Raw genomic sequence first — 16,917 nt, forward strand, 5'->3', positions numbered from 1 at the left:
GTGCGCCGAGTCTAGGGGCGGCGTCAGCCGCGCAGCGCCGCGACGACGTCCGCCGTGCGCACCAGCGCGACGACGCGACCCTCGACCAGGGCCGCGATCACGGGCCCGTGCCGCGACGCGTCGCTGAGCGCGCGCAGCAGCGCGTCGCCCTCGAGCGCGCCGTCGACGGTCGCGCCGACGGGCAGCGGCGTCGCGACCGCGACGACGTTCGTCGTCCCGGCCAGCTCGGCCGGCACGCGCGCGGCCGCGTCGGTGTCGACGTACGCCGCGGGGCGGCCGTCGGGTGCGAGCACGACGACCTCGGCGGCCTGCGCCGCGGCGGCGGTCGCCCGGGCGTGCGCGAGCGACGCCTGCGCGCCGACGACGACGGCGGGCCGCCCGACGGTCCGCAGCGTGAGCGTCTGCACGACCCTGCCGGTGCGTCCGCCCCGGATCGCCGCGGTCGCGCCGGACCACAGGAACGCGCCGATGAGCGCCGCCCACGCGACGGTCACGAGGTCGGGCGTCAGGCCGAGCACGAACGGGCGGCCCAGCACGACGAGCACGAGCCCGACCGCGACGGCACGACCGGCCCACCCCGCGACCACGGCGCCGCGGTGCCGGTCGCGCGTGACGGCCCACACGCCGGCCTCGAGCACGCGTCCGCCGTCGAGCGGCAGGCCCGGCACGAGGTTGAACAGCCCGACGAACCCGTTGGCCGCGGCGCCGGCCCACAGCAGGGTCTGCAGCAGCGACCCGGCGGGTGCGAGGTGGTTCGACACGAGCAGGAAGACGCCCGCGAGCGCGATGCTCGCGACGGGCCCGACGACCGCGACGAGCGCGCTCGTGCCGGGCGTGGCCGCGGCGCTGCGGAACGTGGTGTGCCCGCCCCACAGCGTGAGGACGAACGCGTCGGGCTGCTCGCCGCGGGCCTTGCCGACGAGCCCGTGCGCGAGCTCGTGCACCAGCACGGACGCGAAGAGCAGCACGACGAACGCGAACGCCACGACGTAGGGCAGCGCGCCGCCGCCGGTGGTCCAGGTGGCCGCGGCGGGCGCGAAGACGAACGTGAGGACGACGGCGGCGAGCGGCCAGCTGCGCGCGACGACGACGGGCGCGCCCGCGACGTGGCCGAGCAGCCAGCCGGCGGGGCGGTCCTGCCGGGGTGCGTTCACGCACGCCAGCCTACGGTCGTGGGCACGCCACGACCGTCGCCCGGCGCCCGCGGTCGCGACCGGTGCGACCCGTGCGGCAGGAGCGACCCGTGCGACCGGGCGCGGGACGTCCTGGCGGCGTTGTGGGCGGCGGCGCCTACCCTCGTCGCGTGAGCGTGGACACCGACCGCCCGACCGACCTCGCCGAGCCGCAGCACCCCGTGCCGACGGACGGCTCGGGCCCGGCTGCCGAGCCGCGCGTGCCGGGGCTGTCGCCGTCGCGCGCGAACGACTTCCTGCAGTGCCCGCTGCTGTTCCGGTTCCGCGTGGTCGACCGGCTGCCCGAGCCGGCGTCGCCCGCCGCCGCGCGGGGCACGCTCGTGCACGCCGTGCTGGAGCACCTGTTCGACCTGCCCGCGGCGGAGCGGACCCTGGAGGCCGCGAGCGCGACGCTCCCGGCGCGCTGGGACGCGCTGCTCGACGAGGAGCCGCGCTACCGCGAGCTGCACGCCGACGGCGCCGCCCGCGAGGAGTTCCTCGCGGGAGCACGACGCCTGCTGGAGACGTACTTCACGCTCGAGGACCCGACGCGCCTGGAGCCGCGGGCACGGGAGCTGCACGTGCGCCACGACCTCGAGGACGGGCCGCGGCTGCGCGGGGTCGTCGACCGGGTCGACGTCGCGCCGAACGGCTGGGTCCGCGTCGTCGACTACAAGACCGGTCGGTCGCCGCGCCCGGGCTTCGAGAGCTCGGCGCTGTTCCAGATGCGGTTCTACGCGTACGTCGTGTGGCGCACGCGCGGCGTGCTGCCCAAGCGGCTGCAGCTCGCGTACCTGGGCGACGGCGTGGTGGTGAGCCACGAGCCCACCGAGTCCGAGATGCACACGCTCGAGGCGCGCGTGCGGTCGATCTGGGCGGGCATCGAGGACACCGCGCGCAGCGGCGACTGGCGTCCGCGCACGTCGCGGCTGTGCGACTGGTGCTCGTTCCGCGACCGCTGCCCGTCGTTCGGGGGCACCCCGCCGCCCGTGCCGCCCGGTGCGGTCGAACGGGCGATCGGCGTCACACCCGTCTCCTGAACGCCCGCCCATCCGTCGGGCCGTCGGCTCCGAACCCTCCACGACAGGCGAGCGACGAGGAGCGACCCTAAGATGCCCGGCCCCCACCCGACGGACCTCCGCGACGGCGGTGCGGTGCGCACGCGCCGCGCCGGTGACGTGCGGCGTCCGTGCGCGTCGGTGCCGGGCGTGCACCGGCGCCGGGCGGCGCCCGCGCACCGGCCCGGTCCGCACCGCGCGCGCTGCGTCCGCCGCACGTCCGCCGCGCCGGGCCCGGCCGGGTGGGGCACACTGGCGCCCGTGCCTGCACCTTCCACCCCGCCACCCGCGGTCGGCTCGGTCGAGGAGCACCTCCTGCGCGTCGCGGGGGGCGACCAGGACGCGTTCGCGCACGTCTACGACACGCTGTCGCCGCTCGTGCACGGCACGGCCTTCGCGGTGCTGCGCGACCCGCACCACGCCGCCGAGGTGACCCAGGAGGTCATGGTCGAGGTGTGGCGCACCGCGGCGCGGTTCGAGCCGGCCAAGGGCTCCGCCCGCACGTGGGCCGCGACCCTCGCGCACCGGCGCGCGGTGGACCGCGTGCGCTCGGTGCAGGCGCAGCGCCGGCGCGACCAGGCGGCGCTGGACGCCGACGTGCCGCGCCCGTACGACGAGGTCGCCGAGGAGGCCGAGGGCAACCTCGAGGCGGCCCGCGTGCGGCACTGCCTCGGCGGCCTGACGGACACGCAGCGCACCGCGGTCGAGCTCGCCTACTACGGGGGCCTGAGCTACCGCGAGGTCGCGGCGCGCCTCGACGCCGCGCTGCCCACGGTCAAGAGCCGGATCCGCGACGGCCTGCTGCGGCTGCGCGACTGCCTGGGGGTGGTCGCGTGAGCGAGCGACCGACCGACGACGCGACGCGCGACCTGCTCGGCGCGTGGGCGCTCGACGCGGTCTCGGACGACGAGCGGGCAGCCGTCGAGGCGCTGCTCGCGCGCGACCCGGACGCCGCGCGCGAGGCCCGCGAGCTGCGGGCCGTCGCGGCGACGCTCGCCGCCGCGACCGCGCGGCCCGCGCCGGAGCACGTCCGGGCGGCGACGCTCGCGGCGGTCGCGGCGACCCCGCAGGTCGGCACCGGCGCTGCGGCCGCCGGTGCCGTCGACCTCGCGGCGGAGCGCGTGCGGCGACGGCGCGCCCCCGTGCGCACGGCCCTCGTCGCGGCCGTGGCCGCCGCGGTGCTCGCGGTGCCGGTGACGGTGGCGTGGCGGCAGGCCGACCGTGCCGCGGTGGCCGAGCAGCGGCTCGCGGCGGTCGAGCGCCTGCTCGGCGCACCCGACGCCCGGCTCGTCGCGGCCGACGTCGCGGGCGGCGGGCGCGCCGTGGCGGTCGTGACGGACGACGTCGCGCTCGTGACGGCGTCCGGCGTGAGCGACCCCGGGTCCGACCGTGTCTACCAGCTGTGGCTGCTGCGCGACGGCGCGGCGCTGCCGTCGAGCACGTCGCCCGTGACGGCGGGCGGCTTCGACGTCACCACCGCCGAGTTCCGGCCGGGCGACGCGCTGGCCGTGACCGTCGAGCCGCGGGGCGGGTCGACGGCCCCGACCACGGACCCCGTGGTGGTCCTCGAACCGGCCTGACGTCCGCGCGCGGCGCGCCTCAGACCGAGCGGCGCAGGTCGAGCGTCTCCCCCGCGGCCACGCGCTCGATCGTCGGCAGGTCGACGCGCGCGAGCGAGCCGACGCGCGAGACACCCGCGGGCGGGTCGATCGTCACGTGCGAGTCGACGGCGACGACGCGCGCACCGCTCGCGACCGCGGACGCGAGGCCCGTCGCGGAGTCCTCGAACGCGACGCACGCGCGCACGTCGACGCCCAGCAGCCGCGCCGCCGTGAGGTAGGGCTCGGGGTCGGGCTTCGGGCGCGTCACGTCGTCGCCCGCGACGACCACGTCGAACAGCCCGACGGTCTGCGCGAACGGTGCGGCCAGCACGCCGAACGACGAGGTCACGAGCGCCTGCGGCACACCGGCCGCGTGCAGCGCGCGCAGCAGCTCGAGCGCCCCGGGGCGCCACGGGACACCGGCCGCGACCGCGGCACCCACCGCGGTGTTGAGCTGGTGCGCGATCTGGTCGACCTCGAGCCGCACGCCGCGCGACTGCAGCAGCGCGGCCGACACCGACATCGAGCTGCCGACCATCGCGGCCGCGTCGGACGGCGTCCACACGCCGCCGTGCTCCTCGACGAGCGCGATCTCGGCCGCCATCCAGTGCGGCTCGGTGTCGATGAGCGTGCCGTCCATGTCCCACAGCACGGCGGCGGGCGACGCGCTGCGCTGGGGGGCGGACGGGCGGTGGGCGGGCGACGACAGCGTGCTCAGGACGGCCTCCGATGCCGGGACGGGTGGGTGCGGACCACGGGGGTCGTCCCCCATCATCCCCGCTCGCCGCACGTCCGCCACCGCCGTGCGGCCGGACGTGAGGCGCGCCACGTCCGGCCGCGCGGGGACGCCGCGCGCGCGCCGAACGGCACGGTCGCACGCCTCGTCGGCCGCCCCAGCCCTACGCTGGGACCGTGAGCGAGCACGCAGCACCCGACCTCCCGGCCCGCGAGACCGTCCTGCTCGCGGCCTTCGAGGGCTGGAACGACGCGGGCAGCGCCGCGACGGCCGCGCTCGAGCACCTGCACGACGTGTGGGGCGCCGAGCAGGTCGACGAGCTCGACCCCGAGGAGTACCACGACTTCCAGGTGAACCGTCCGGTGGTCGGCCCGGGGCCGGACGGCACGCGTGAGATCACGTGGCCGACGACCGCCGTGGCCGTCGCGACCACGCCGCGCTCGGGCCGGCAGGTCGTGCTGGTGCACGGCATCGAGCCGTCGATGCGCTGGCGCCGGTACTGCAGCGAGCTCCTCGACATCGCCGCGGGCCTCGGCGTGCGCACGATCGTCACGGTCGGCGCGCTGCTCGCGGACGTGCCGCACACGCGTCCGATCCCCGTGAACGCGACGAGCGAGGACGAGGAGGTCCGCGAGCTGCTGGGTCTCGAGCCCAACACGTACGAGGGCCCGACGGGCATCGTCGGCGTGCTGCAGCACGAGGCCGGCGTGCGGGGCCTGCAGGCGCTGTCGCTGTGGGCGGCGGTGCCGCACTACGTGGCCGCTCCCCCGTCGCCCAAGGCGACGCTCGCGATCCTGCACCGCCTCGAGGGCCTGCTGGGCGAGCCCGTGCCGCTCGGCGACCTGCCGGACGACGCCGAGGCCTGGCAGCACGGCGTCGACGAGCTCGCGGGCGACGACTCGGAGATCGGCGAGTACGTGCGCCAGCTCGAGGAGGCCAAGGACACCGCGGAGCTGCCCGAGGCGAGCGGCGAGGCGATCGCGCAGGAGTTCGAGCGCTACCTGCGGCGGCGCGACAAGGGCACGGGGGGCTGAGCCCGGCGGGTGCCGTCGCGGCCGGCGGCCGGTCCTAGAGCCGGACGCCCAGCAGCGCGTCGACGGTGCGCGCGACGACGCCCGGTGCGCCCTCGTGCGTGGGCCCCTGCCCCGCGAGCGCCTCGGCGGCCCACGCGTCGACCACGGCGATCGCGCGCGGCGTGTCGAGGTCGTCGGCCACGGCGGCGCGCACGCCCGCGAGCACGGGCGTCGCGTCGGGGCCGCCGTTGCCCGACATCGCCCGGCGCCACGTCGCGAGCCGCTCGCGCGCCTGCGCGAGGCCGGCGTCCGTCCACTCCCAGTCGTCGCGGTACCGGTGCGCGAGCACCGCGAGCCGCACGGCCATCGGCTCGACGCCGTCGGCGAGCAGCCGCGACACGAGCACGAGGTTGCCGCGCGACTTGCTCATCTTGTGGCCCTCGTAGCCGACCATGCCGCCGTGCGCGTGCACGCGGGCCGCCTGCCCGTCCTCGAGCAGGCGCAGGTGCGACGCGCTGCACTCGTGGTGCGGGAACACCAGGTCGGAGCCGCCGCCCTGCACGTCGTACGGCACGCCGAGCCCGTCAGCGGCGATGACGGCGCACTCGACGTGCCAGCCGGGCCGGCCGCGCCCCACACCCGGGGCGTCCCACGCCGGCTCGCCCGCGCGCTCGGCGCGCCACAGCAGCGGGTCGAGCGGGGACCGCTTGCCGGGGCGGTCGGGGTCGCCGCCGCGCTCGGCGCTCAGCGCGAGCATGGTGGCCTCGTCGAGGCGCGCGACCGTGCCGAACGCGGGGTCGGCCGCGAGGTCGGCGTAGACGTCGTCGCCGCCGTCCGGGGCGGGCACGCGGTAGGCCGCCCCGCGGTCGAGCAGCGTGCGCACGGCGGCGGCGACGCGGTCGACGGACTCGACGACGCCGCGGTACACGTCGGGCGGCACGACGCCCAGCGCGGTCATGTCCGCGGCGAACAGGGCGGTCTGGTCCGCCGCGAGGTCGCGCCAGTCCACGCCCGTCGCGGTCGCGCGCTCGAGCAGCGGGTCGTCGACGTCCGTGACGTTCGACGCGTAGGTGACCTCCTGGCCCGCGTCGCGCCAGGCGCGCCCGAGCACGTCGAACGCGACGTACGTCGCGGCGTGGCCCATGTGGGTCGCGTCGTAGGGCGTGATCCCGCACACGTACAGGCGCGCGGTCGGACCGGGGGCCGCGACGACGACCTCGCCGGTCGACGTGTCGAGCAGGCGGACCGGCTCACCGGTCCCCGGCAGCCGCGGGATCTGAGGGGCGGGCCAGGTCAGCACGTCGGGAAGCCTAACCGCCGTGCCGGGGAGCGGCGGACGCACAATGGGCGGGTGATGGAGCACGGTGCGGCCCGCGGGGTCGACGACGAGGCCGACGACGGGACGCCGCGCGCGGCGCCGACCCGACCCGTGCGGGTCCGCGGGCGCGCGTGGGTCGAGCGCACGGGGACGTGGCTCCGTGTCGAGCCCGACGGCGACGGCATGCTCGACCTGGCCGCGCTGCCGACCGACGTGCGGACCACGTGGGTCGTCACCGACGACGAGGCGGGGCTGCTCACGGCCACGCGCGCGCTGGCCCCCGACGACCGCACGGTGCACCTGCTGGGGCGGCACCTGCACCGCGAGGGGCGGCCGCGCGCCAAGGTCGTGCGCGGCCACGACGACGCGATCGTGCTGACCGCGCCCACGGTGTCGTTCGTCGACCGCACGGCCGACGTGCACACCGGCTGGATCACGGGCGTCGTGCACCCGGGGCTCGTGCTCATGACGGAGCAGGGCGACGCGGGCGTGCTGGCCGCCGCGGCCGAGCGGCTCGAGGACGACCTGCCGGACCCCGACGACTGCGAGCACGCGGTGCTCGCGACCGTGCTGCTGACGCTCACGCAGGCCGCGGGGGACGTCGAGGCGGAGATCGGCGACGCGGTCGCGCGCGTCGAGCGCACGGTGTTCTCGCAGCACGCGCACCGCGACGTGCTGGCCGACCTGTACGACCTCAAGCGCGAGATCGCGGAGGCGCGGCGCGCGCTCGGCCCGGTCGCGACCGCGCTGCCCGAGCTCGTGGGCGCCGCCGAGGCGCACGCACGGCGTCCCGAGTGGCTGCGGCGCGTGGAGGCGGCGGTGGACCGCATCGACCGGCACCTGGACGCGCACGACGCGCTGCTGGGCGACATGCTCGCGGTGCACCTCGCGCAGGTGTCGGTCCAGCAGAACGAGGACATGCGCAAGATCTCGGCGTGGGCCGCGATGATCACGGTGCCCACGCTGGTCGCCGGCATCTACGGCATGAACTTCCGCCACATGCCCGAGCTGGGGTGGACGTTCGGGTACCCGCTGGTGCTGCTGGCGATGGCCGGGGCGTGCGTCGCGCTGTGGCGCGCCTTCCGCCGCTCCGGGTGGCTGTGACGCGGTGGCCGTGACGCGTCAGACGCTCGTCAGCTCGGAGACCGGCTCGAGCACGCCCGTGAGCAGCAGCAGCACGACGAGCGCCGCGAGCCCCAGGCGGTAGTACACGAACGGCTTGTAGCTGAACGTCGACACGATCTTGAGGAACGCGATGATCACGACGTACCCGACGACGAACGCGACGAGCGTGGCGACGAGGGTCGCGCCGGCACCGGGCGTGCCCGCGGTGCCGAAGTCGCCGAGGCTCTTCACGAGCTGGAACAGGCCGGACCCGAAGACGGCGGGGATCGCGAGCAGGAACGAGTAGCGCGCCGCCGCCTCCCGCGTGTAGCCCATGAGCAGGCCGCCCGTGATCGTGCCGCCCGAGCGCGAGACGCCGGGCACGAGCGCGAGCGCCTGCCAGAACCCGAACGCGAGCGCGTGCCGGGGCGTCAGCTCGTCGAGCGCGCGCCGCTTCTCCCCCACCTTGTCCGCCCAGCCGAGCACGAGCGCGAACACCGCGAGCGTCAGCGCGACCAGCCACAGGTTGCGGAACGGCCGCTCGATCGCGTCCTGGAACGCCAGGCCCAGCACGACGATCGGCAGCGTGCCGAGCGTGATGAACCACGCCATGAGCGCGTCGTGGTCGACCGGTCCGCCCGCGGGCATGCCGAGCCGCGAGCGCCAGTCCGTGCCGTGGGCGCCGCGCACGGCCGCCCACCACGCCAGGACGATCCGCTTGATGTCGCGGCGGAAGTACAGCAGCACCGCGGTCTCGGTGCCGAGCTGCGTGATCGCGGTGAACGCCGCGCCGGGGTCGCCGGACCCGACCAGCTCCCCCACGATCCGCAGGTGCGCGCTCGAGGACACCGGCAGGAACTCGGTGAGCCCCTGGACCAGCCCGAGCAGGATCGACTCACCCGTACCGATGCCCGTCGTCACGAGGCGCAACGATAGCGCCGCGACCCCGCGGCACGTCACGGGTGGGACGCACGGCCCGCGCGGCTAGGGTGGCGCCCCATGGAGCACCGTCGTCTGGGCCGCACCGGTCTGCGCGTGTCGTCGCTGGCCCTGGGCACGCTGACGTGGAGCCGCGACACCGACGACCACGAGGCCACCGACCAGCTGCGCGACTTCACGGAGGCGGGCGGGACGCTCGTCGACACGTCCGCCGCGTACGCCGACGGCGGCGCCGAGGAGCTGCTCGGCACGCTGCTGGGCGACGTGGTGGACCGCGACGACGTCGTGATCTGCACCAAGGCCGGCGTGCGCCGCACCGCCACGGGCGGCGTGGTCGACGCGTCGCGCGGCGCGCTGCTCGACTCGCTCGACGCGTCGCTGCGACGGCTGCGCACCGACCGCGTCGACCTGTGGCTCGCGACGCCCGACCCCCGCACGCCGCTCGAGGAGACCGTCTCGGCGCTGCGTCACGCGGTGCAGGCGGGCAAGGCGCGCTACGTCGGGCTGTCCAACCACGCGGGCTGGCAGGTGGCACGCGCCGCGACGCTGCTCGAGCCGGACCCGGGGCTCGCGGCCGTCGAGGCCGAGTACTCGCTGCTGCAGCGCGGCGTCGAGCGCGAGGTGCTGCCGGCGTGCGCCGCGCTCGGCGCGGGCCTGGTCGCGTGGTCGCCGCTGGGCCGCGGCGTGCTCACCGGCAAGTACCGCCGCACCATCCCGTCGGACTCGCGCGCCGCGTCGGCGCACCTGGCCGGGTTCGTGCAGCCGTACCTCACGGCGGACGCCGCGGGCGTGGTCGACGCGGTCGTCACCGCGGCCGCGGGGCTCGAGCGTTCGCCGCTCGAGGTCGCGCTCGCGTGGGTGACGTCGCGGCCGGGCGTCGCGTCCGCCGTGGTCGGCGCACGCACCGCCGCGCAGCTGCGCGGCGCGCTCGCGGTCGAGGACCTGCGCCTGCCGCCGGAGATCACGGTCGCGCTGGACGAGATCACGGCGCCGCCCGCGGGCTACCCGGAGCGCCCCGGGCGCTGACCGCACGTCGCGCGACCCCCGGGCGCGGAGCTCACCCGGCCGGGCGCTCACCTCGCCGGGAGCCGGCCCCGGGCGCTGACCGCACGTCGCGCGACGCGCGGGGTCCCGGCGGGCGCGGCGTCAGGCCCGCGCGTGCGCCGGGTCGTCGTCGAGGTCGAGCTCGTCGTCCTCGTCGTCGTCGTCCTCGTCCTCGAGGTCGTCGTCGTCCTCGTCGAGGTCGTCCTCGTCGTCCTCCTCGGCCAGGTAGAACGGCGTCGCCTCGCCGTGCACCGTGCCGAGCGCGTCGTCGTAGACCTCGAACGCGTCGGCGAGCACGTCGTACGCGTCGTCGACGGCGGGGTCGTCGTCGTCGTGCTTGGCGGCGACGGCGGCGTAGTGCGCCTCGAGGGCGGCCACCAGACGGTCGAGGGCGGCACGCGGGTCCACGGTCATGGCACGACCGTAGCGCCGCGCGGGGCACAATGGCACCGCATCTGCACCGACGGGGCGGCCACCGCGACGGCTGGTCGTGCCGTCGTCACGACGCGACGGGACGAGGTGGGGCGATGACGGCACGCAGGCGCAGCGACTGGGCGACGCAGGGCGGGCAGTGGGAGTACCGCATGCTGACGATCCCGCGCAGCACGTCGCGCAACGACGCCCGGCGCATGCTCACCGACGAGGCCGAGTACGGCCGGTGGGAGCTCGCCCGCACACGCCTGTACGCGGGCGGCGAGCGGCGCGTGTGGCTGCGGCGCAAGATCATCCGGGTGCGCTCGACGCTGCCCGAGACCGTCGGCTGACCTGCACCGACAGCCCCGGGGGTGCGCCGACGGCCCCGGGCCCGGGGCCGTCGGCGCCGGCTCAGCAGGTCGCGAGCAGCCGGTCCAGCACGCGCGTGCCGAACACGAGCGCGTCGGCGGGGACACGCTCGTCGACGCCGTGGAACATGCCCGCGAAGTCGAGGTCGGCGGGCAGGCGCAGCGGCGCGAAGCCGTAGCCCGTGATGCCCAGGCGGGACAGCGACTTGTTGTCCGTGCCGCCCGAGAGCATGTACGGCAGCACGGTGGCGCCCGGGTCCTCCGCGACGACCGCCGCGACCATCGCGTCGACCAACGCACCCTCGAAGGGCACCTCGAGCCCGGTGTCGCGGACGAGGTCCTCGGCGCGCACGTGCGGGCCGAGCAGCGTCGCGAGGGTCGCGTCGAACTCCTCGGAGCGCCCGGGCAGGAACCGGCCGTCGATCGACGCGGTCGCGCCGCCGGGGATCACGTTCTCCTTGTACCCGGCTGCGAGGCGCGTCGGGTTGGTGGTGTGCCGCAGCGTGGCGCCGACGAAGCGCGACGCCGGCCCGAGGGCGTCGACGAGCGCGTCGACGCCCTCCGGGTCCTCGGGGTCGAACGGCAGGCCCGTGAGGTCCGCGACGCCCTCGAGCAGCGCGCGCACGGTCGGAGTGAGCTCGAGCGGCCACGCGTGCTCGCCGATGCGCGCGACCGCCGCGGCGAGGTGCGTCACGGCGTTGTCGGTGTTGACCTGGCTGCCGTGGCCCGCACGCCCCTGCGCGACGAGCCGCAGCCACGCCAGGCCCTTCTCGGCGGTCTGCAGCAGGTAGACGCGCCGCCCGGCGACGTCGACCGAGAACCCGCCGACCTCGCTGACGGCCTCGGTCGCGCCCGCGAACAGCTCGGGCCGGTGCTCGACCGCCCAGTGCGCGCCGTACCGGCCGCCGGCCTCCTCGTCGGCGAACATCGCCAGCACGACGTCGCGCGCGGGCCTGCGCCCCTCGCGGACCATCTGCCGCACGACCGCCAGGACCATCGCGTCCATGTCCTTCATGTCGACGGCGCCGCGGCCCCACACCAGGCCGTCGCGCAGCTCGCCCGCGAACGGGTCGACCGACCAGTCCGGCGCGTGCGCCGGCACGACGTCGAGGTGCCCGTGCACCACCAGCGCGGGGCGCGACGCGTCGGCGCCCTCGAGGCGCACGACCACGTTCGCGCGGCCCGGTGCGCTCTCGAACAGCTCGGGCTCGAGGCCGACGTCCTGCAGCAGGCCGACGACGTACTCCGCGGCCGCGCGCTCCCCCGGGCCCGTGCCGTCGCCCGGGTTGGTGGTGTCGAAACGGATCAGCTCGCGGCACAGGTCGACGACCTCGTCCGCGGCGGTGGGCACGGCCCCCGGCGCAGCGGCGGTCACGCCGACGCCCCCGTCAGGCCGCGACGCGCGAGCAGCGGCGCGATGTCGGGCGCGCGGCCCCGCAGGTCGGCGAACGACCGCAGCGGGTCGATCGACCCGCCGCGCGCGAGCAGCCGGGTGCGGAACGTGTCGCCGTTCTCGCGGCGCAGGCCGCCGTTCTCGGCGAACCACTCGACGGTGTCGGCGTCGAGCACCTCGGACCAGATGTACGCGTAGTACCCGGCCGAGTAGCCCGACCCGAAGACGTGGTTGAAGTACGTCGTGCGGTACCGCGGCGGCACCGGCGCGTACGCCAGGCCGACGGCCTCGAGCGCGGCGGCCTCGAACGGCTCGACGTCGTCGACGTCCGTCGGCACCTGCTCGGGCGTCAGGCGGTACCACGCCTGGTCCAGCAGCGCAGCGGCCAGGTACTCGGTCGTCGCGAAGCCCTCGCCGTCCTGGCGCGCCGCGAGCAGCGTCTCGACCCACTCCTCCGGCATCGGCTCACCGGTCTCGTGGTGCACCGCGAACGACCGCAGCACCTGCGGGTCCCACGCCCACATCTCGTTGACCTGCGACGGGTACTCCACGAAGTCGCGCGGCACGTTCGTGCCCGACTGCGACGGGTACCGCACGTGCGACAGCAGCCCGTGCAGCGCGTGCCCGAACTCGTGGAACACCGTGATGACCTCGTCCCACGTGAGCAGCGTCGGCTGGCCCGGCGGCGGCTTCGGCACGTTGAGGTTGTTGACGACGACCGGCGCGTCGCCCAGCAGCGTGGACTGCTCGACGAACGAGTTCATCCACGCGCCGCCGCGCTTGGCGGGGCGCGTCCACCAGTCGCCGAGGAAGAGGCCGAGGCCGCTGCCGTCGGCGTCGAACACCTCGAACACGCGCACGTCGGGGTGGTAGCCGACGAGGTCGTGCCGCTCGGAGAACGTCAGCCCGTACAGCAGGTTCGCGGCGTGGAACACGCCGTCGGCGATGACGTGCTCGAGCTCGAGGTACGGCCGCAGCGCGGACTCGTCGAGCGAGCGGCGCTCCTGCCGGACGCGCTCGGCGTAGTACGCCCAGTCCCAGGGCTCGAGCGTCGCGCCCGGGTGGTCGGCCCGCAGCGCGGCCTCGAGCTCCGCGCCCTCGGCGCGCGCGTTCGCGACGGCCGCGGGTGCGAGCCGCGCGAGCATCTGCGCGACCGCGTCGGACGAGCCGGCGGTCGCGTCGGCCGCGACGTACGCGGCGTGGTGCTCGAAGCCCAGCAGACGCGCGCGCTCAGCCCGCAGCCGCACGAGCCCGAGCAGCGTCGCGCGCGTGTCGTGCTCGCCGCCCGCGCCGCGCGTGAGCGACGCGGCCATGACGCGCTCGCGCAGGCCGCGGTCGCGCAGCGACGACAGCACCGACTGCTGCGTGGGGAGCTGCAGCTCGAGCAGCCACGCGCCCTGGTGGCCGCGCGCGGTCGCGGCCTGCGCCGCGGCGTCGCGCGCGTCCTGCGGGAGCCCGTCGAGCTCGGCCTCGTCGGTCACGAGGACCGCGGCGGCGTTGGCCCCCGCGAGCAGCAGGCGCCCGAACGCCGCGTCGAGCGACGTGATCTCGGTGTTGATGGCGCGCAGGCGCTCCTGGTCGACCTCGGGCAGGCCGACGCCGGCGCGCGCGAACCGGCGACGCGTGCGGTCCAGCAGCCAGGCCGTGTCGGGCTCGAGCGCGGTGCCGTCGGCCTCGAGCCGGGCCGCGAGCGCCTCGACGCGCGCGTGCAGCCGCGCGTCGAGCCAGATCGCGTCGGCGTGCGCCGCGAGCTCGGGGGCGAGCTGCTCCTCGATCTCCTGCAGCCCGGGGGTGGACTCGGCGCCCGACTGCACGTAGAACGCCGACACCGCGCGCGTCAGCAGACGACCGGTGCGCTCGAGCGCCTCGAGCGTGTTCTCGACCGTCGGCTCCGTCGGGTCGCTGGCGATCGCCTCGACCTCGGCGAGCTGCTGGGCCATGCCGGCGCGCACGGCGGGCAGGTAGTGCTCCTCGCGCAGCACGCGGAAGTCCGGCAGGCCGTACGGCAGGTCGGACTCGCGGGCGAACGGGTTGGCGGGGTCGAGCGGCAGCGCGTCGGAGGTCATGGCCCCATCGTCACAGATCGCGGGCACGGTCCGGGGCGGTCGGGCGCCGCGCGTCGTGCGGCGCGCGCGGCCCCGGACCGGAGCCGTGGGGCGACGGTCAGCGCGCACCCGAGGCCGCGGCGGGCAGGACGTCGGCCGGCGGCGTCCACACGTACCCGTGCGCGTGCGCGACGGGCGCGTGCAGCAGCGCGCCGGCGTGCGTCGTCAGCCCGCCCGCGAGCGCGGCGTCGGCCGTGACGGCGGCGCGCCAGCCGCGGTCCGCGAGCGCCGCGAGGTACGGCAGGGTCGCGTTGGTGAGCGCGTGCGTCGAGGTGACGGGCACGGCGCCGGGCATGTTCGCGACGCAGTACAGCACGGAGCCGTGGACGCGGAACGTGGGGTCGTCGTGCGTCGTGGGGCGCGTGTCCTCGAAGCAGCCGCCCTGGTCGACCGCGACGTCGACGAGCACGGAACCGGCGCGCATGCGGGACACGAGGTCGTTGCTCACGAGACGCGGCGCACGGGCACCGGGGAGCAGGACCGCGCCGACCACGAGGTCCGCGTCGAGCAGCTCGCGCTCGATCGCCCAGGCGGACGACGCCACGGTCCGGACGCGTCCGCCGAACAGGTCGTCGAGCTCGCGCAGCCGCGGCACCGACAGGTCGAGGACCGTGACGTCGGCACGCATGCCGACGGCGATCTGCGCGGCGTGCGTGCCGACCACCCCGCCGCCGAGCACGACGACCTTGGCGCCGTCGACGCCGGGCACGCCGCCGAGCAGCACGCCCCTGCCGCCCTCGTTGCGCATGAGGTGGTACGCGCCGACCTGCGTCGCGAGGCGCCCGGCGACCTCGCTCATGGGCGCGAGGAGCGGCAGCGAGCCGTCGGGGAGCTGCACGGTCTCGTACGCGACGGCCGTGGTGCCGGCGGCGAGCAGCGCGTCGGTGCCGGCACGGTCGGCGGCCAGGTGCAGGTATGTGAACAGCGTGAGGTCGTCGCGCAGGTACCCGTACTCCGCCGCGACGGGCTCCTTGACCTTGCAGACGAGCTCCGCGGCCCACGCGTCGGCGGCGGTGGGGACGATGCGCGCCCCCGCGGCGGCGTAGTCGGCGTCGTCGATCGCGGAGCCGGCGCCGGCGCCGGTCTCGACGAGGACCTCGTGCCCGGCCGCGACGAGGTGCTGCGCACCGGCGGGCGTGAGGGCGACGCGGTACTCGCGGTTCTTGGTCTCGCGCGGGATGCCGACCTGCATGGGGCTGCTCCTGTCGGTGACGTCCCGCGGGCGGGACGGGCGGGTGGCGACGCGGGGGCGCCGCCGCTGGGGCGGGCGTGATCCCCGTCACGTTCGAGTGTGAAGTTCGTCTGTTGCCGACGCATGACGACGGGATGATCTTCGGTAACGTCGCCTCATGAGTGCCGAGGATTCGTCGGTGGTGCCCGGCGGCGCGCGTGAGCGCCGAACACCGTTCGGCGTCCTCGACGACCTCGACCGTGCGCTGCTGCGCGAACTCGAGCGCGACGGCCGCATCTCCAACAAGGACCTCGCCGCCCGCGTCGGCGTCGCCCCCTCGACGTGCCACGCGCGGGTCGCCGCGCTGCGGACCCGGGGCGTGCTGCGCGGGTTCCACGCGGACGTCGACCCCGACGCGGTCGGCCGCGGCCTGCAGGCGATCATCGCGGTGCGCCTGCAGGCCGCGGCCCGCGCGCGGCTCGGCGCGTTCGCGCGCACCCTGGCGGCCCGCCCCGAGGTGCGCGACGTGTACCTGCTCGGCGGCACCGAGGACGTCATGCTGCACGTGGCGGTGCACGACTCGCGCGCGCTGCGTGCGTTCGTCGTCGAGCACCTCAGCACGCGCCCCGAGGTCGCGCACACGCAGACGAGCCTGGTGTTCGAGCACCTCCACGCCCCCACGACGGCGGTGTGAGCGTGCCGCGCGCGGTCCACCGCAAGCAGCGCGCCGACGCGCCCGCCGGGTTCTTCGCGTGCGAGGCGGCGGGACTGCGGTGGCTCGCCGCCGCGGGCGGCGCACGCGTCGTCGAGGTGCTCGACGTCGGCGAGCACCACCTCGACCTCGTGCGCCTCGACCCGGTGGCGCCCACCGCCGCGGCCGCGCACGCGTTCGGCGCCGCCCTCGCGCGCACGCACGACGCCGGCGCGCGGGCGTTCGGCGCCCCGCCCGACGGCTGGTCGGGCGACGCGTGGTTCGGCCCGCTCGACCAGCCCCTCACGATGACGACCGGCGAGCACGCGACGTGGGGCGCGTTCCTCGCCACGGAGCGCCTGGACCCGGTCGCCGCGACGCTGCGCGACCGGGGGCTCACGACACGCGCGGACGACGCGGCGTTCGCGCGGCTCGCTGACGCGCTGCGCGACGGCCGCTGGGACGACGACGAACCGCCCGCGCGCGTGCACGGCGACCTGTGGCAGGGCAACCTCGTGTGGACCGCCGACGGGGCGACGCTCGTCGACCCCGCGGCGCACGGCGGCCACCGCGAGAGCGACCTCGCGATGCTCGCGCTGTTCGGGCTGCCGCACCTCGACGCCGTGCTCGACGGCTACCGCGGCGCGCACCCGTTGCGCCGCGGCTGGCAGCACCGCGTCGGGCTGCACCAGCTCTACCCCGTCGCGGTCCACGCCGTGCTGTTCGGCGGCGGGTACGTCGAGCACACCCGACGCCTGCTGCACGCCGCGGCGGAGCGTTGACCGTCCCG

17 protein-coding genes are annotated in these 16,917 nt (G+C 76.6%); 9 read left to right on the plus strand and 8 right to left on the minus strand.

Features of this window, described 5'->3' with window-relative positions; translation table 11 throughout:
- Nucleotides 1–23: 23 nt before the first annotated feature.
- A complete protein-coding gene (locus GY42_RS05150; protein WP_046528516.1) occupies nucleotides 24–1,154 on the minus strand; it encodes a site-2 protease family protein in 1,131 nt (376 codons plus the stop codon).
- Nucleotides 1,155–1,354: 200 nt separating this feature from the next.
- Here GY42_RS05150 and GY42_RS05155 point away from each other — a divergent pair, with 200 nt between their 5' ends.
- The 3 genes from GY42_RS05155 to GY42_RS05170 all read left to right on the plus strand — a co-directional run bounded on the left by GY42_RS05155 (nucleotide 1,355) and on the right by GY42_RS05170 (nucleotide 3,810).
- Complete coding sequence (locus GY42_RS05155) at nucleotides 1,355–2,212, plus strand: RecB family exonuclease (protein WP_046530572.1); 858 nt, start codon at nucleotides 1,355–1,357, stop codon at nucleotides 2,210–2,212.
- 279 nt (nucleotides 2,213–2,491) lie between these two features.
- Complete coding sequence (sigK, locus tag GY42_RS05165) at nucleotides 2,492–3,067, plus strand: ECF RNA polymerase sigma factor SigK (RefSeq protein WP_046528518.1); 576 nt, start codon at nucleotides 2,492–2,494, stop codon at nucleotides 3,065–3,067.
- Nucleotides 3,064–3,810, plus strand: a complete 747-nt coding sequence (locus tag GY42_RS05170) for an anti-sigma factor (RefSeq protein ID WP_052748214.1) — start codon at nucleotides 3,064–3,066, stop codon at nucleotides 3,808–3,810. The genes sigK and GY42_RS05170 overlap by 4 nt, the downstream gene beginning before the upstream one ends.
- Before the next feature lie 19 nt (nucleotides 3,811–3,829).
- Here the strand turns inward: GY42_RS05170 and GY42_RS05175 are convergent, their stop codons facing one another.
- Complete coding sequence (locus GY42_RS05175) at nucleotides 3,830–4,471, minus strand: HAD family hydrolase (protein WP_046530574.1); 642 nt, start codon at nucleotides 4,469–4,471, stop codon at nucleotides 3,830–3,832.
- A 272-nt stretch (nucleotides 4,472–4,743) separates the two neighbouring features.
- Here GY42_RS05175 and GY42_RS05180 point away from each other — a divergent pair, with 272 nt between their 5' ends.
- Nucleotides 4,744–5,601: a PAC2 family protein gene (locus GY42_RS05180; RefSeq protein ID WP_046528519.1), complete on the plus strand. Its 858-nt coding sequence runs from the start codon at nucleotides 4,744–4,746 to the stop codon at nucleotides 5,599–5,601.
- A 34-nt stretch (nucleotides 5,602–5,635) separates the two neighbouring features.
- Here GY42_RS05180 and mshC read toward each other — a convergent pair whose 3' ends face one another.
- Nucleotides 5,636–6,880 carry a cysteine--1-D-myo-inosityl 2-amino-2-deoxy-alpha-D-glucopyranoside ligase gene (gene mshC / locus GY42_RS05185; RefSeq protein ID WP_046528520.1) on the minus strand — a complete coding sequence of 415 codons (1,245 nt, stop codon included), beginning with the start codon at nucleotides 6,878–6,880 and terminating at the stop codon, nucleotides 5,636–5,638.
- 54 nt (nucleotides 6,881–6,934) lie between these two features.
- On the opposite strand from mshC, the gene GY42_RS05190 reads away from it, so the two are divergent.
- Nucleotides 6,935–8,002 carry a CorA family divalent cation transporter gene (locus GY42_RS05190; RefSeq protein WP_052748215.1) on the plus strand — a complete coding sequence of 356 codons (1,068 nt, stop codon included), beginning with the start codon at nucleotides 6,935–6,937 and terminating at the stop codon, nucleotides 8,000–8,002.
- Between the two features lie 18 nt (nucleotides 8,003–8,020).
- On the opposite strand, the gene GY42_RS05195 is transcribed toward GY42_RS05190, so the two are convergent.
- On the minus strand, nucleotides 8,021–8,923 hold the full coding sequence (locus GY42_RS05195; RefSeq protein ID WP_046528521.1) for an undecaprenyl-diphosphate phosphatase: 903 nt from the start codon (nucleotides 8,921–8,923) through the stop codon (nucleotides 8,021–8,023).
- Nucleotides 8,924–9,001: 78 nt separating this feature from the next.
- On the opposite strand from GY42_RS05195, the gene GY42_RS05200 reads away from it, so the two are divergent.
- Nucleotides 9,002–9,967, plus strand: a complete 966-nt coding sequence (locus tag GY42_RS05200; protein ID WP_046528522.1) for an aldo/keto reductase — start codon at nucleotides 9,002–9,004, stop codon at nucleotides 9,965–9,967.
- A gap of 120 nt (nucleotides 9,968–10,087) precedes the next feature.
- On the opposite strand, the gene GY42_RS05205 is transcribed toward GY42_RS05200, so the two are convergent.
- Nucleotides 10,088–10,399: a hypothetical protein gene (locus GY42_RS05205; protein ID WP_046528523.1), complete on the minus strand. Its 312-nt coding sequence runs from the start codon at nucleotides 10,397–10,399 to the stop codon at nucleotides 10,088–10,090.
- A gap of 113 nt (nucleotides 10,400–10,512) precedes the next feature.
- On the opposite strand from GY42_RS05205, the gene GY42_RS05210 reads away from it, so the two are divergent.
- Nucleotides 10,513–10,749 (plus strand): DUF5703 family protein, encoded by a 237-nt coding sequence (locus GY42_RS05210; protein WP_046528524.1) that lies wholly within the window; start codon nucleotides 10,513–10,515, stop codon nucleotides 10,747–10,749.
- Between the two features lie 61 nt (nucleotides 10,750–10,810).
- On the opposite strand, the gene GY42_RS05215 is transcribed toward GY42_RS05210, so the two are convergent.
- The 3 genes from GY42_RS05215 to ald form a co-directional block, all read right to left on the minus strand.
- Nucleotides 10,811–12,142, minus strand: coding sequence for a M20/M25/M40 family metallo-hydrolase (locus GY42_RS05215; protein WP_046528525.1), 1,332 nt, complete (start codon nucleotides 12,140–12,142; stop codon nucleotides 10,811–10,813).
- Nucleotides 12,139–14,226 (minus strand): M3 family metallopeptidase, encoded by a 2,088-nt coding sequence (locus GY42_RS05220; protein ID WP_046528526.1) that lies wholly within the window; start codon nucleotides 14,224–14,226, stop codon nucleotides 12,139–12,141. The genes GY42_RS05215 and GY42_RS05220 overlap by 4 nt, the downstream gene beginning before the upstream one ends.
- Before the next feature lie 97 nt (nucleotides 14,227–14,323).
- Complete coding sequence (ald, locus tag GY42_RS05225; RefSeq protein ID WP_046528527.1) at nucleotides 14,324–15,457, minus strand: alanine dehydrogenase; 1,134 nt, start codon at nucleotides 15,455–15,457, stop codon at nucleotides 14,324–14,326.
- A gap of 157 nt (nucleotides 15,458–15,614) precedes the next feature.
- Here ald and GY42_RS05230 point away from each other — a divergent pair, with 157 nt between their 5' ends.
- Nucleotides 15,615–16,130 carry an Lrp/AsnC family transcriptional regulator gene (locus GY42_RS05230; RefSeq protein ID WP_052748216.1) on the plus strand — a complete coding sequence of 172 codons (516 nt, stop codon included), beginning with the start codon at nucleotides 15,615–15,617 and terminating at the stop codon, nucleotides 16,128–16,130.
- 2 nt (nucleotides 16,131–16,132) lie between these two features.
- Nucleotides 16,133–16,909, plus strand: coding sequence for a fructosamine kinase family protein (locus tag GY42_RS05235; RefSeq protein ID WP_046530576.1), 777 nt, complete (start codon nucleotides 16,133–16,135; stop codon nucleotides 16,907–16,909).
- The last annotated feature ends 8 nt before the right edge of the window (nucleotides 16,910–16,917 follow it).

Origin of the sequence: Cellulomonas sp. FA1 (genome assembly GCF_000986825.1) — a bacterium.
In the GTDB taxonomy this organism is placed as follows: Bacteria; Actinomycetota; Actinomycetes; order Actinomycetales; family Cellulomonadaceae; genus Cellulomonas; species Cellulomonas iranensis.

Excerpts from the sequence above, each read along its gene's own strand:
- GY42_RS05175 (WP_046530574.1), bottom strand. The coding sequence starts at position 4,471 with ATGGACGGCACGCTCATCGACACCGAGCCGCACTGGATGGCGGCCGAG.
- GY42_RS05190 (WP_052748215.1), top strand. The coding sequence starts at position 6,935 with ATGGAGCACGGTGCGGCCCGCGGGGTCGACGACGAGGCCGACGACGGG.
- GY42_RS05200 (WP_046528522.1), top strand. The coding sequence starts at position 9,002 with ATGGAGCACCGTCGTCTGGGCCGCACCGGTCTGCGCGTGTCGTCGCTG.
- GY42_RS05205 (WP_046528523.1), bottom strand. The coding sequence starts at position 10,399 with ATGACCGTGGACCCGCGTGCCGCCCTCGACCGTCTGGTGGCCGCCCTC.
- GY42_RS05210 (WP_046528524.1), top strand. The coding sequence starts at position 10,513 with ATGACGGCACGCAGGCGCAGCGACTGGGCGACGCAGGGCGGGCAGTGG.
- GY42_RS05220 (WP_046528526.1), bottom strand. The coding sequence starts at position 14,226 with ATGACCTCCGACGCGCTGCCGCTCGACCCCGCCAACCCGTTCGCCCGC.
- ald (WP_046528527.1), bottom strand. The coding sequence starts at position 15,457 with ATGCAGGTCGGCATCCCGCGCGAGACCAAGAACCGCGAGTACCGCGTC.
- GY42_RS05230 (WP_052748216.1), top strand. The coding sequence starts at position 15,615 with ATGAGTGCCGAGGATTCGTCGGTGGTGCCCGGCGGCGCGCGTGAGCGC.